Annotated in this window: 14 protein-coding genes; all 14 read right to left on the bottom strand. The window is 60.5% G+C overall.

Annotation, left to right across the window (positions count from 1 at the left end; all coding sequences use genetic code 11):
• Positions 1 to 10: 10 nt before the first annotated feature.
• From WC529_07225 to WC529_07160, 14 genes are read right to left on the bottom strand one after another with little or no spacing between them, the layout of a single operon-like run.
• Positions 11 to 1,105, bottom strand: a complete 1,095-nt coding sequence (locus WC529_07225) for a glycosyltransferase family 4 protein (GenBank protein ID MFA5114066.1) — start codon at positions 1,103 to 1,105, stop codon at positions 11 to 13.
• Positions 1,066 to 2,196 carry a DegT/DnrJ/EryC1/StrS family aminotransferase gene (locus tag WC529_07220; protein ID MFA5114065.1) on the bottom strand — a complete coding sequence of 377 codons (1,131 nt, stop codon included), beginning with the start codon at positions 2,194 to 2,196 and terminating at the stop codon, positions 1,066 to 1,068. Before WC529_07220 ends, WC529_07225 begins: the two co-directional genes overlap by 40 nt.
• Positions 2,186 to 3,481, bottom strand: a complete 1,296-nt coding sequence (locus WC529_07215; GenBank protein ID MFA5114064.1) for an ABC transporter ATP-binding protein — start codon at positions 3,479 to 3,481, stop codon at positions 2,186 to 2,188. The genes WC529_07220 and WC529_07215 overlap by 11 nt, the downstream gene beginning before the upstream one ends.
• Positions 3,482 to 4,309: an ABC transporter permease gene (locus tag WC529_07210; GenBank protein ID MFA5114063.1), complete on the bottom strand. Its 828-nt coding sequence runs from the start codon at positions 4,307 to 4,309 to the stop codon at positions 3,482 to 3,484. It lies immediately after the preceding gene.
• Complete coding sequence (locus tag WC529_07205; GenBank protein ID MFA5114062.1) at positions 4,302 to 5,042, bottom strand: sulfotransferase domain-containing protein; 741 nt, start codon at positions 5,040 to 5,042, stop codon at positions 4,302 to 4,304. Before WC529_07205 ends, WC529_07210 begins: the two co-directional genes overlap by 8 nt.
• On the bottom strand, positions 5,039 to 6,136 hold the full coding sequence (locus WC529_07200; GenBank protein MFA5114061.1) for a hypothetical protein: 1,098 nt from the start codon (positions 6,134 to 6,136) through the stop codon (positions 5,039 to 5,041). Before WC529_07200 ends, WC529_07205 begins: the two co-directional genes overlap by 4 nt.
• 9 nt (positions 6,137 to 6,145) lie before the next feature.
• Positions 6,146 to 6,958, bottom strand: coding sequence for a sulfotransferase family 2 domain-containing protein (locus tag WC529_07195; GenBank protein MFA5114060.1), 813 nt, complete (start codon positions 6,956 to 6,958; stop codon positions 6,146 to 6,148).
• Between the two features lie 6 nt (positions 6,959 to 6,964).
• Positions 6,965 to 8,023: an MraY family glycosyltransferase gene (locus WC529_07190; GenBank protein MFA5114059.1), complete on the bottom strand. Its 1,059-nt coding sequence runs from the start codon at positions 8,021 to 8,023 to the stop codon at positions 6,965 to 6,967.
• 41 nt (positions 8,024 to 8,064) lie between these two features.
• Positions 8,065 to 8,919 carry an FkbM family methyltransferase gene (locus tag WC529_07185; protein MFA5114058.1) on the bottom strand — a complete coding sequence of 285 codons (855 nt, stop codon included), beginning with the start codon at positions 8,917 to 8,919 and terminating at the stop codon, positions 8,065 to 8,067.
• Positions 8,919 to 9,680 (bottom strand): phosphate ABC transporter ATP-binding protein, encoded by a 762-nt coding sequence (locus WC529_07180; protein MFA5114057.1) that lies wholly within the window; start codon positions 9,678 to 9,680, stop codon positions 8,919 to 8,921. Before WC529_07180 ends, WC529_07185 begins: the two co-directional genes overlap by 1 nt.
• A gap of 9 nt (positions 9,681 to 9,689) precedes the next feature.
• A complete protein-coding gene (gene pstA / locus WC529_07175; protein ID MFA5114056.1) occupies positions 9,690 to 10,541 on the bottom strand; it encodes a phosphate ABC transporter permease PstA in 852 nt (283 codons plus the stop codon).
• Positions 10,541 to 11,464 (bottom strand): phosphate ABC transporter permease subunit PstC, encoded by a 924-nt coding sequence (gene pstC / locus WC529_07170; protein ID MFA5114055.1) that lies wholly within the window; start codon positions 11,462 to 11,464, stop codon positions 10,541 to 10,543. The genes pstA and pstC overlap by 1 nt, the downstream gene beginning before the upstream one ends.
• Positions 11,446 to 12,396 carry a substrate-binding domain-containing protein gene (locus tag WC529_07165; GenBank protein MFA5114054.1) on the bottom strand — a complete coding sequence of 317 codons (951 nt, stop codon included), beginning with the start codon at positions 12,394 to 12,396 and terminating at the stop codon, positions 11,446 to 11,448. Before WC529_07165 ends, pstC begins: the two co-directional genes overlap by 19 nt.
• A gap of 13 nt (positions 12,397 to 12,409) precedes the next feature.
• On the bottom strand, positions 12,410 to 13,588 hold the full coding sequence (locus tag WC529_07160; GenBank protein ID MFA5114053.1) for a porin: 1,179 nt from the start codon (positions 13,586 to 13,588) through the stop codon (positions 12,410 to 12,412).

The following is a 13,588-nucleotide window of genomic DNA, read 5'->3' as shown; positions in this document are numbered from 1 at the left end:
TGGATAGTGCTCATTGCTGTTCCACCCGCAGATAAAGTTTCTCGTGCAGGCGCGCCATCGCCGGCCAGGCATAGGTCAGGGCTTTTTGCCGCGCTCTTTGGCCCAGCGAGCGGCGCAGCCTGCCGTTTTTCCGCAAATGGTCGAGCGCCTCGGCATAAGCGGCGACGTCGCCGCGTTTGACCAGCGTCGTCCCCGTTCCGGCCACGATCTCCCGGACCGCAGGGAGCTCGGTGGTGATCACCGGCAGGCCGCACGCCATTGCTTCCAAAAGCGCCCCGTTAGCCGAAGCGTTTTGCAGTGGGAGCATAAAAATATCCGCCCGCCGGTAAAGCGCGAGCAGCTGCTCGTCGCTGAGCCTGGCATGGTGGCGAACATTGCGCGGCAGGCGCGCCGGCCGTTTGCCGGTCAGCAGATGGAACTCCAGCGACCGGTCGTCCCGGAACTTTTCCGCCACTTGCAGGAATGAATCGTGATCGCGCAGAAAATTGCCGACGGCCAGACAAACGGTCTTGCCGCCCGGTTTTTTCTCGGCCGGCGCAAAGAAATCGGTATCGATCCCGAGGGGGATGGCCGTGATCCGGTCGGCCGGCAGGAACCGGCGAAAATAATCGGCCAGACTGGGCCCAAAGACGATGGCGTGATCGACCAGCTTGATCACCCCGTCGTTGATGTAGTCTCCCTGGACCTCCGGCGCGTGGTGAAAAGTGGCGATCAACTTCGGCTTTTTCCCCCGGCCACGGATGATCTTCAGGAACCGGGGCGAATACTGCATGTTCCGCTCCGCGTCCAGGTAATGGATAATGTCGGCCCGCTCCCTCACCTGATCCGCCAGCAGCCGCCACTCGGTCACCAGGTTGTTCAGGCAATAGACCGGCCGGTGGTTGCGCCTGACCCGTTTCAGGGCGAATCTTTTCAGGCGCCAATAGCCGATCGGGAAAAGATTGTTGCCGTGCGGCGTCGTGTAGATGGTCTGGCGGAATTTGTCGTTGTTGAGGTAATAAAGCAAAGGGCTGTAACCGGAATGCCGCCCCCAGTTGGGAAGAAGTGAATGAAGAAGGGACAGCTTCATCGTCCGGCGGCCCCCGCCCGCCCGATCGCGTCGCAAACCCGCGCGATCTGTTCCTCGGTCAGGTCGTAACCGGAAGGGAGATAAAGACCGGTCTCCCACAGCCGGCCGGCGACCGGACAATCGACCTGGCGGCGACCGGGTAAATTCCGTAAACAGGGCTGCTGGTCCAGCGGGCAGAAAAAGGTCCTGGTCTCAATGCCGTCGGCCGCCAGACGGGCGGCCAGCTGGTCGCGGCTGCAGCCGAACTCCGGTCCAACGACCAGCGCGTACATCCAGTAAACGCTCCGCGCCCACTCTTTTTCTACCGGCAGGCGCAGTCCCTTTATCCCCCGCAGATAACGCTCATATGTCCGGGCGATCGTCCTTTTTGTCTCGATGATCCGGTCGATCCTCTTCAATTGCGACAAGCCCAGGGCGGCTTGATAAGAGGTCAGGCGGAAATTATAAGCGAGGACCTCGTGGCGGAACCGGGGGGTCGTAAAACCGAGATTGCGGAGCAGGCGAAGCCGTTCGGCCAGTTTGGCGTCATTGGTCACGACCATCCCCCCTTCGCCGGTCGTGATCACTTTATTGGCGTAAAAACTGAAACAACCCATGGCGCCAAAGCCGCCGACTTTCCGGCCGCGGCAGGTCGCGCCGTGCGCTTCCGCGCAATCCTCGATCACCGTCAGCCGGTGCTTCCCCGCGATCGCCATTAGCCGGTCCATGTCGACCGGGTGGCCGTAAAGGTGAACGGGAATGATCGCTTTAGTCTTTGCGGTGATCAACGGCTCGACCAGGTCCAGGTCAAGGTTCCCGGTCTCGTTTTCCGAGTCGATCGGGACCGGGACCGCCCCGTTATGAACGGCCGCCAGCGCGGTCGCGATGTTCGTAGCAGCGCTGACCAGCACTTCGTCGCCGGGACCGATACCGGCCGCGGCTACCGCGAGCTGCAGAGCGGTCGTTCCGCTGGAAACCGCCACGCCGTGGGAACAGCCGCAAAAGGCGGCGAACCGTTCTTCAAACTCCCGAAGACTGTCGCCGAACGAACCGGAGATCTCGCCCCGGCGCAGCGCGCTCTCCACCGCGCGGATATCCTCTTCACTGATCTGCGGCTGGAAAACTTCGATCTTTTTTTCAGGCGGCATCGGGTCCCTCCGGCCGGTAATGAGTTTCCCAGTCGATTTCGGGGCGGATCACCCCTTGCCGTTTCTTAACCTCCATTTTGCCTTCGGCGCTAAAGTCGTTCATGTCAAAGGAGATCACGTTGTCGAGCGTCAGGAGCTGCTCGCCGTTCCCTTTGATCCGGACCGAAACGGAAAAACTTTTAGTGTTCAGGATGTTCGCCGGCACCCGGCAGCGGCAAAGATATTGGCCGGGCAAGCGGACCGGCCGGACGATCCCTTCGGCGTCGCTGTCGTAAGCGGTAAAGACCGTGTCCCCCTGCATCGTCGAGACCGTCAGTTCGATCAGGCAGCGTTCCAGCAATTCTTTGACCGTGTAATCGAGCTCGATGGTAAACGGCTTTTTCCGTTCCAGCCGGCTGGAGATCTCGCCGGCGGCGTCGCGCAGCCGGACCGCGTTCACGACCAGCGGGATAGTTTCCTCGTCTTCGACGGCGCTCTCTTCCGGCAGCCACTCGCCGACGTCGTCGGAACAATTGGTCAGGTATTCGGCGATCACGTCGTCCGCCGGGCCGAGCCGGTGGGCGCGCCCGCCGTCCAGCCAGAGGACTTGCTGGCAGAGAGTGGCGACCGATTGGACGTTGTGGCTGACAAAGATCACCGTCCGCCCTTCGCGGGCGACCTTGAGGATCTTCGCCATGCTCTTGCGGCGGAAATCGGCGTCACCGACCGCCAGCACCTCGTCAATGATCAGGACGTCCGGCTCCATGTGCGCGGCAATGGAGAACCCGAGGCGGACGATCATGCCGGAGGAATAGCGCTTGACCGGCGTATCGAGGAACTTCTCCACGCCGGAGAACTCGACGATCTCGCCGAACTTGCGGTCGATCTCGCTCTTTTTCATCCCGCGGATCACGCCGCTCAGGTAAATATTCTCCCGGCCGGTCAATTCCTGGTGAAAGGCGGCGCCAACCTCCAGCAAAGCCGAAACCCGGCCCCGGATCTCGACGGAGCCCTCGGTCGGGTCGGTGATCCGCGAGAGTATCTTGAGCATGGTGCTCTTGCCCGCCCCGTTGTGCCCGATGACGCCGAGCGCTTCGCCCTGCTTGACCTCGCAGGAGATGTCCTTCAGCGCCCAGATCATCTCGTCCAGGTCCCCGACCCGCCCGCGCAGCAGCTGCCCGCCCTTCTTGAACGGAGCCATCAGCACATTACTGACGGCGTCACGCAGCGTGTAGTATTTGGCGCGCGGCCCGGCAATGCGGTACATTTTGCCGAGGCCGCTGATCGTGATCGCCGCTTTGCTCATTTAAGCCACATCCGCGAAAAACTTCTCCATCCGCCGGAAAAAGAACACGCCGGTCACCAGAATGACCAGCGAGATCAAGACCGAGATCCAGATCAGCGGCCCCGGCACGTATTTTATCCCCAGCAGCGACCAGCGGAAACCTTCCACCACCCCGGCCATCGGGTTAAAGCCCAGCAGCCAGCGGAGCGACCGCGGCAGCAAACTGCTGGGATAGATCACCGGCGTGGCGAACATCCCCAGCTGCAGCAGGAACGGCACTATGTAACGGACGTCGCGGAACATGATGTTGAGCGCCGTCAGCCAGAGACCGATGCCGACCGAGGTCACTACCGCCAGCAACAGGAAAAACGGCAGCCAGACGATGTCACCGGTCAGGGGTATCCGGTAAACGACCATCATACCGAGCAAAACCGTAAAGGCCAGCAAGAAATCGATCACGCCGGAAATGATCGCCGCGACCGGGATCAAGAGCCGGGGAAAATAGACCTTGTTGATCAGATTGGCGCTGGAAACCAGGCTGGACGTCGCCTGGTTGACGCCGTTGGAAAAGAAGGTCCAGGGGAGCAGCCCGGCATAACTGAAGACCGGGTACGGGATCCCGTGCGACGACATCCGGACAATCCGGCCGAGGAAGATGCTGAAGATCAGCATCATCAGGAGCGGCTGGAGGATCGCCCAGGCAAAGCCGAGGACCGTCTGTTTGTAGCGGACCTTGATGTCGCGCCAGACGAAATAGTAGAGAGTTTCGCGGAACCGCCAGAGCTCCCGCGGGTCCACCATGAGCCAGCCGTGCTGCGGCTTGATGATCGTCAGTTCCTTCTTAGGCATCGAGCGTATACCCCATTTTCCGCAACCAGCCGGCGTAACGTTCGTTCAACATGGCGATCTGCCCGGCGGTCAACGCCTGTTTATAACGGCCGATCACGCCCCGGTTGAAATGCAGATCGTCTTTCTTCTCGTCGCTTAATTTCTCCGGCCGATAGCGGTCAACGATCTGCTCGATTATCCGCTCAGCCAACGTCAGCCTTAAATGGCGGGCGAGCCGCCGGAGCTCTCCCGGGGTATCCGCCAGCAGGTCCTCGTAACGGACCCGCAAGACGCCGCCGATCCGGTCCCATTCGGACCAGACCCGTTGGTAGTTATCGATCAAAGGAAGCAGGTCAGCACAGGTCGAGTAAGCGCCGAAATTGGTCGTTATCCCTTGCGCCCGCAATTTCCGGCCGTGGTCAAGGGCGGAGACGACCACATCCCGCGGGTCGCGAAAAATATAGGTTGCCTTGATCGTGTTGAGCCAGAGCAGCGGCGCCAGGTAGAGCGGCAGCGGCGCGTGGGTCTTGACCGCAAACGTGTGGCCAGCCTGCCTCACCCGATAAAGGCGCAAGATGCTGCCGGGGGACAATTTGCGCACGTAACATTCATTGCCGACCATGATCTCTCCCAGGGAAAACCTTTCCCTGATCTGCCGCGCGTCCGCATAGCCGGCGGCCACCAGCAGTCTATTGGCCATTTCGACGTACCAGGCGGAACCGGATTTGATCATGCCGCCGCAAATCACGATCATCGGAACAGCTCCTTAACGCGGTTCGGGACCAGCCGGAGCGACGCTTTAAGCACCAGCCATCTCAACTGCCACACTTTCTGCGGCAAACGCCGGAGCCGGGACAGCTGCCTGAAAACCAGCCGCTTCAACCGCCGCGCTTTCTGCGGCAAACGCTGGAGCCGGGACAACTGCCTAAAAACCAGCCGCTTCAACCGCTGCGCTTTCTGCGGCAAACGCTGGAGCCGCCGCACCAGACGGTTACGCCGCTGGCGCAGCTGCCAGATCAGCGGCTTGATCATTGGTGCGATCCTGACAATGGTCTCTTTCCATTTGACGAACCGGTTCCCGGCGTGCAATTTCCTAAGTTCAGCCTGAAAACCGTCGTCCAGCCGCTCGATCCGCTCGGTAAAGAGTTGTTGCGCGTAAGCGTATAGTTCGACGTCCAGGGCGTGGTACCGGCGGATCAGGCCGATAACTTCCTCGGGAACGCTGGCCAAGCCGGGTCGGGAACAAGAAACGTTCCGCTTCGCGTAATACGGCATGCTCCAATTGAACTTGCGCCGGAACATAAGGATCGACTCGTCAAAACGTTCGGTCAGCCCGAACCCGGCGAATTTCTCTTTCAGCATTCTCTTGGCTAGTTCCAGATCGGCACGGGTAACCGGTTCTTCTTCCTTCCTGCCGACCAGGAACCGGACCTGGTAATTATCGACATGATCGAATTCCTGCTGGCCGACATACTGGCCGAGGGTTAGATTTTTAGCGATAAAAGCGTTATGCCGTGGATGATCGACGTTATTCTTGAGGTAATAATAGAGCGAAACGATCAGGTCGACCGGATCGCGCAGCAAGGTGGCATACTGGCATGGCCGGGTAAAATAGCGGTGGAGCCCGTAGGGGAAATGACCGATCACGCAATCCAGCTTATCCCTTTCCGCCTGCGGCAGTGCGGCCAGGTCCGCTTCGGTCGTCCCCACTTCGTAGACCCGGAACAGCCGGTCGCGGGCGTATTGGCCCTGCAGGATCGAACCGAGCGTGGTGCCGGCGGTCTTCGGGATATGCACAAATAACAGGATCTTTTCGTGTTTACGCTTATTCATCGTCTTGCTGTTCACGACCATTAATTATAACATTTTGCCCCGGATCGCGCGTAACCGATCCTTGAGCCATTTGACCGGTTTTAAACGGGCGGCGTAAAAGAAATTGACCCTTTTAAGCCTGACAAGATCATGGAAGTAGCGCCGTTCCTGTTCGCGCACCCGGCGGTCGAACAGTTCCCGCGCGTCACGGTACAACTCGACGTCCGCGGCATGTTGCCGCTTAACTTTGGCAAGCAGGCGCTCCGGCAGGTCGGCCAGCCGCGGACGCCCTTTGGTGACGTTCCGGCTGGTATAATACGGCGTTTGCCAGCCAAACGCTCGCTGGAACATGACCATTGATTCGTCGAACCGTTCCGCCAGGCCGAACGCGGCATAACGATCGGCAAGATATATCCGGGCCAGCGCCGGATCGCTCCCGGATTCGCCGGTGACGAAGCGGACCTGCGGATTGGCTTGCCGTCCGCACTCGTCCTCCTCAATATACCGTTCCAGGGAAATCCGTTCGGAAACAAGTTTGCGATGGAGTGGAACATTGGGGTTCCGCTTGATGTAGTAGTACAGCGAAACCGCCCGGTCCACCGGCTCCCGCAGCATCGTCGCGTATTCGGACGGCCGGCCGAGATAACGGTGGATGCCGTAAGAGAAATGGCCGATCACGCAATCATACCGGTCCCGCTCTTCTTGAGACATCGCCCTGAACTCCTCTAGAGGCAGGCCGTTGATATTATAGATCTTGAGGGTTTTGTCCCGGCCGTACACCCGTTCGATCGCCGTGCGGACCGTCGAGCCGGCAGTCTTGTGAATGTGGACATAGATCAGCGTTTTGTCCCTGTTCATGAAAGATTAGCTATCCAGGGACTCTGGGGTTGAATAGACTTTGACCTGGGAAAGAAAAACCGTGAAACCGAAAAAGAAGACGGCGACGATCGCCAGCAGGGCGAAGAATTGCTGGAGATTGGACTGGATCATCGCCAGGGCGACCGAACCGAGGACGATCTCGATGGAGTACAGGGTCAGCACGGTCGCTTTTTGCGACAAGCCCATCAGGTGGATCCGGTGGTGGGAATGGTCTTTCCCCGCCTGGCTGAACTTGATCCGGTGCAGGAACCGGTTGGCAAAAACGAAGTAGGTGTCGAAGATCGGGATGCCGAGCACGATCAGCGGAATAATGAACGAGATCAGCTGGAGCCGCTCGATGTTCAGGGAAACGGCGATGTCCCAGAGGCCGAAGACGTTGAGCCGGATCGCCATGACCGCCAGAATAAAGCCGAGAAAGGTCGAACCGGCCTCCCCCAGGAAGATCGAGGCCGGGTTGAAATTATAACGGAGAAAGCCGAGCGTCGCCCCCATCAGCGCGGCAGCCAGGAGCAGGACGTCCGCCTGCCGGCTGTTGACCGCCAGGACGGCAAAAAAAAGTCCGGCCAAACAGGAAACCCCGGCATCCAACCCGTCCATGCCGTCGAGCATGTTCATCGAATTGGTCATGAAGGTCATGAAGCCGACCGTCAACAGGACGTTGATCAGGTCGTTGTGAAAAAAGGAAAAATGGACCCCGGTGAACCAGACGAAAAAGGCCGAGAATAAAAGGTGGTTCCAGATCTTGTAGCGGGCGCGCATCTTGAGCCCGGCGTCATCGAGCAAGCCGAAGAGGATAAAGGCGAGGCCGGCAATAACCAGCCCGACGTTGAACCGGTTCGGACCGCCGAAACAGAGGAGCGCGGCGGCCAGCGCGATAAAGACCGCCTCCCCGCCCGTCAGCGGGATCGGCCGGTCGTGGATCTTGCGGTGCCCCGGCTTGTCCAGGACGCCGAACCGGTTACCCAGCCACTTGGCCAGCGGGGTTAAAATCAGCGCCAGAACAAGGGAAAATAGAAAGGCCAAAGGATAAGACCACATCGTCATTATTATAGAATAATCGACGCCCTGAAACAAGGGAGGCCGGCCTAAACAACGCGGATGCGCCCGAGCCGGCGCAAAAAGGAAAACAGCAGTTTTTCCAACCAGCCGTATCTTTCCGGATATTTGCGCAGGAATCCGGGGAGCGGCTGGAAACGCCGCTCGTCGAGGAGGACGCCGTGCCAGGGAAGTTTCCGCGCGCCGCGGATAAAGACCGTGCCGTCGTAACCGAAGAAGATGTGGGTAGCCCCTTTCGGCGAGCTCCGCAGCGTGGCCGGTCGGTTGTCCGCGATCAGAAAAAGCGGAAAGTCTTCGGCGCGCACAAAAAAGGCGTTAAATTCCAGGACGGCGACCAGCTCGTACCCCTTTTTCTTGCCCAGTTCGACCAGGGACAATAAGCTCGCGCCTTGGTTGACCCGGCGATCGGCCGGTTGGACGAACTTAACTTCGTTGGGGATCGTCGGATTGAACTCGATCACCACGACTTTCGGCCGGTAGCGCTTGATCGCCTGCCAGACATGATAATCGTTGCCGTCGATATCGATCGATAATAGATCGAAATCAACCGGCACGGGACCGCCCGCCAGGATCGCGTCGAGCGAATCATCCCGGCCAAAACCGACATAACGGTTCAGCACCGTCACCTGCCGTTCGCTGCGGCATCTCTCTTGCAGCGCCGCCGCTCTCTTTTTGTCGCCTTCGATCAGGACGGCTGAATAACTTTCTTGTTCGATCAGCCGGCGGGTATTGCTAAGGTGCTCGCCGTCCCAGGCGCCGAATTCCACGCACCAGCGGTCCCGCGCCGTCAAGGTTTCCAGGACTTTGGCGATAACGCCGTCCTCTCCCGCCTGGGAGTGGACATTGGCCGCGTGATCGGCCAGCCAGGCCGGCGCCCGTTCCATCAGCTGATGATCCCGCGCAGGTATTCCTTGGTCAATTCCTGCTGGGGGGCGCTAAAGAAGGCGTCGGCCGGCCCGTGCTCGATCAGTTCGCCCAGGTACATGAAAATAACGTAATCGGCCAGTCTTTTCGCCTGGCGCAGGATGTGCGTCACGACAATGATGGTGTAATCTTTTTTCAGCGCCAGGAACCGCTGTTCGATATGCTGGCTCGACTTGGGATCGAGCGCCGAGGTCGGTTCATCGGCCAGGATGATCTCCGGCTGGACGGCCAAGCCCCGGGCCAGGCAGAGCCGCTGCTGCTGGCCGACCGACAGCCGCGAAGCCGGCCCGTGCAGCCGGCCTTTGACCTCGTCCCAGAGGCTCGCTTCTTTCAGGTAGTGTTCGACCAGCTTGTCCAGCTCGCGCTTATCCCGCTGGCCGTGGATCCGCGGGCCGAAAGCGATATTGTCGTAGATCGACATCGGCAGCGGGAACGGTTTCTGGGAGAGCAGCCCCATTTTTTTCCGGATCTGCGTCACCTCGGCCTGGGGGTGGAAAATGTCGTCGCCGTCGACCAGCACCTGGCCGCTGACCCGGACGCCGTCGGCCGAGTCGATCAGCCGGTTGAACGACTTGAGGAGCGTCGTCTTGCCGCAGCCGGACGGGCCGATGATGACCGTCAGCTTCTTGTCCGGAATGTCGACGGAAACGTTCTTTAAGATCGGCGCGTCCCCGTAACTGACGTTAAGGCCGCGGACGCTGATGTGGGTCTTGCTTGCCATGGTCACTCCCTATTTTATAATATTCCGCGAATAACGGCCAGCCGCCAGCCGCGCGGTGATACTGACGCCGAGGACGATCAGCATCAAAACCAGCGCCGCCGCGTAGCCGCGCGCCTGGACCTGCGGGAACGGCGTGCCGAGCTGGAAAAAGATCGCCAGCGGCAGGGTCGCGACCGGCTTGAAGAGCGAATACGGCAGGGAATCGGTAAAACTGGCGGTGAACAGGACGGCCGCCGCGTCGCCGATCCCGCGGCCGAAGGCGATCAGGACCGCGGTCAGCAGACCGGGGAGCGACTGCCGGACGACGACCCGGAGCGCCGCTTCGGTCCGGTTCGCGCCGAGCGAATAAGCGGCCTCCGCCAGCTCCTCCGGGACCATTTTCAAGACCTCGTCCATGGCGCGGGCCATGATCGGCATGATCACCAGCGCCAGCGTGATCGTTCCGGCCAACAGCGACGCCGGGAAACGGAAAAAGAGCATCAGGGTAAAACCGAACGCGCCGTAGACGATCGACGGGATCCCCCAGAGCAGGTCGAGGAAGAACCGGACCAGCAGGGAGAACTTCGACTGGCGGCGGCGGAAAACGTTGAGATACAGGACGATCGGCAGGCTGATCAGGGCCGCCAGGACGGTCGCCCCCAGGCTGACGACCAGCGAGCCGACGATCGCGTTCAGGATCCCGCCCCCCTCGCCCAGGTAATAGCCGCCGGACGGGGTGCTGATCAGCATCTCCAGGCTCAAGGCCGGCAAACCTTTGAAGAGGATCGAGAGAATGATCAAAAGCAAGCTGCCGACCACGATCATGGTCGACCCGATCATCAGGGTGATGAATAGCCGCTCCTCGAATTTGCGCCTATCCATCAGGCGTCACTCCGCGCGCTCCGGAGCAGGATCCCCCAGCCGACCATGTTGAAACCGATCGTCACCAGGAGGAGGATCAAGGCGGCAAAGAGGACGGCCGCGTCGTAGAGCGGGACCGACATCATCTCGCCGTAAGTATTGGCGATCAGGGCCGGCAGCGGATAAGCCGGGTCGAAGAACGACTGCGGAAAACTTTGCAGGCTGCAGCCGGCGACCATCAAGACCGCCATCGTTTCCCCGAAAGCGCGCGACAGGCCGAGGATGACCGCCGCGATGATCCCGGGGCGCGCCCGCCGGAGGACCGCGAGCTTGACCGCTTCCCAGCGGGTGGCGCCGAGCGACAGGGCTGCCTCCCTGATCTCGGCCGGCACCGTCCGGAGCACTTCTTCAACGACCGAAATAATGATCGGAAAGACCATGATCGCCAGGACGATGCCGCCGGCCAAAGCGGAAAAACCGGTGTAGTTGTCCGAACGGAACGGGAAGAACGGAAGCCACTGTTGGCAGAAAGGCATCAGCCAGTCGCGGACCAGCGGCACGATGACCAGCAAACCAAAGACGCCGAAGATCACCGGCGAGATGCCGGCCAGGAGGTCGATGACCGGACGGATCAGCGCGGCGACCTTTTTCGGCGCGAACTCGGCGAGGTAGACCGCGGTCAGGATGCTGAGCGGCACGGCCAAGATGATGGCGATCGCCGTCACCCAAAAGGTGCCGATGATAAAGGCCGCCAGGCCGAATTCCCCGTTGGTCGGATGCCAGGCCGCGGAGAACAGGAGCTTGGCCGGCGAGGCGCCGGCTATGACCGGCCAGGCCCGCAAGAGCAAGCCGAGCGCGATCAGGAAAGCCAGGCTCAGCGCGAACCAGCAGAGCCCTACCATCCCCCGACGCGACAGGTTATCTATCAGTCGGCGGAAAGCCATTTCAAGAGTTTTTGCCGCTCGCTTCTGACGACCGGCAAACTGGTCTGGACCCGGTTAACGACCGCGGTCCCTGGTTCCGACAGGGCGAATTTAATGAACTCCGCGACCAAACCTTGCGGTTTGCCTTTAGTAAAGAGATAATTCTTCCTGGTCGCCGGATAGCGGCCGGCTTCGATCGCCCGGACGGCCGACGGCCGGTCGTTGAACAGTTCATCCGCGTCGACCTTGCCGTTCTCGTTGGCGTCGATCGGCAGCAATTTCGCCCCCGCGACGACTTTCCCCCGGGCGTCAAAGACGTAACTGAAGTTGTTATAGCCGATACCGATCGGGTCGCGCCGGGCCGCTTCCAGCAAGCCGGGGTCACCGTAAACGCCGACCCCCCGCAGATCTTCCTGTTTCTTGTTACCGAGGAACTTGGCCCAGCTGGCCGCCGCGCCGCAGGAATCGGAGCGGGTGTAAACGTGGACCGGCTTGTCAACGTCGCTGTCGGCCAGTTCGCTCCAGTTGGAGAGCTTGCCGGTCATGTAGAGACCGATCAGCTCTTTTTTCGTCACCCCTTTTCTCAGGAGATCGCCAAGCGCCGGATTCTTATCGCTGACGACCGGGAAGACCGCGTCGTGGAGGATGTAGGTGGCAACCGCCCCTTTAGCCAATTCCGCCGGGTCGGGATCGCGGGAAACCATGCCGATATCCGCCATCCCGCCGATCGCGTCGGCCGCTCCTTTCCCGGCCCCGCCGGCGGAAACGTCGATCCTGACCCCGGGGTGCAGTTTATGAAAGGCGTCGCCCCAGGCGACGACCGTCGGATAGATCGCCCAGGCGCCGGAGACGGTAATGGTCCCCTGGAGCTCGGCCGCACCGGCTCCAAATCCTAAAATCGAAATACTAAATACTAAACAAACCAGAAATCTTAAATTCCAATATTTAAACATTGTTTTCCTCCCTTTAGAAAGTGACCGTCGCCTGGACGGAGAGCGCGTTGTTCTTGACCTGGACGGTCTCTTCCGCCTTGATCTCGTAGTTCGCCTGGACCTTCGCCATTTTGTTGAGATACCAGTTCAGGCCGCAGGTCGCGATATTGCTCCGGTCGCCGGCCAGCGCCGTGTTCGAATCGTAACTGTCCAGCCGGTAGACCAGCTCCAGGTCAGGCCGCACCTTGACGCCGGCCAGCGCGTACCAGCCAAGCTTGTCGGTCGAGCCGTCCTTGCCGGTAATGTATTCCCCCTTAAAGAACGTTTTACCGAGCGCCAGAGTTGCTTCCAACCCGGCCCGGAGCTTGGTGGCCTCTGTGGTCCCGGTCCAGCCCTCATAACGGGCCAGGCCGAGCGACGCCCCGGGGAAAGGATAATAAACCAGCCGGCCGCACAGGTCTTTTCTTTCGTTATCTTCGTCATAGATCAAGCCGCTCCCGTTGAACGCGCCGACCGCGTATTCAAAGACTTTCTCGTCGCCGCCAAGATCGAGGGCGCCGCCGAGCTGCGCTCCCAGGTCCCGCCCCTGCGAACCGTTGTCCCGGTCGGGAACGAGCCGTTCCGTCACCTGCGAACGGTTGATCGTGTCGAGCTTGGCGTCCGATTCCAGGTTCTCGCGGCCGAACGGCACCTTGATCTGTCCCGCCTTGAGATCGAGGCCCTCGAGCAGGTAATAAACGACATAGGCGTCCAGGATGATCGGCCGGTTAATGACCCGGGTCGTCTTGCTGGTCACCGCGCCGGTGCCGGTCTGGGTGACGGTTTCGACCACGGTCCGGTACGGCTGGACCGCGTCGATCTGCAGTTCGTAACCGACCTGCCGGGAAACGTCACCCTTGAAATCGAGCCGCGCCCGCCTGACCTTGAGGTTGTCGGCAACATTGGCAGTTTCATCGGCGCCGTACAGGACCTGCATCGTGCCGCTGACATTGATCTTGCTCTTGCCGTTGACCGGGAACGCGGTCACCAGCGCCTTTTCGTCGTAGGTCTTGAGCGCGGCGTCGGCCCGGAGCGCCGCCGCCGTCTCCGCGCTGACCACCCCTTGCGCCACTAATTGATCGAGCAACAGCTCATCAACGTTGACGGCGCGGGCGGGAACGGCGGCGAACAGGACCAGGGACAGGGCCAAGAGACCAATAACACGGTTTTTCAT

The sequence above is a fragment of the Candidatus Margulisiibacteriota bacterium genome (genome assembly GCA_041650855.1).
GTDB lineage: Bacteria > Margulisbacteria > WOR-1 > O2-12-FULL-45-9 > XYB2-FULL-48-7 > JALOPZ01.
This window is presented reverse-complemented; position numbering and strand designations above follow the sequence as displayed.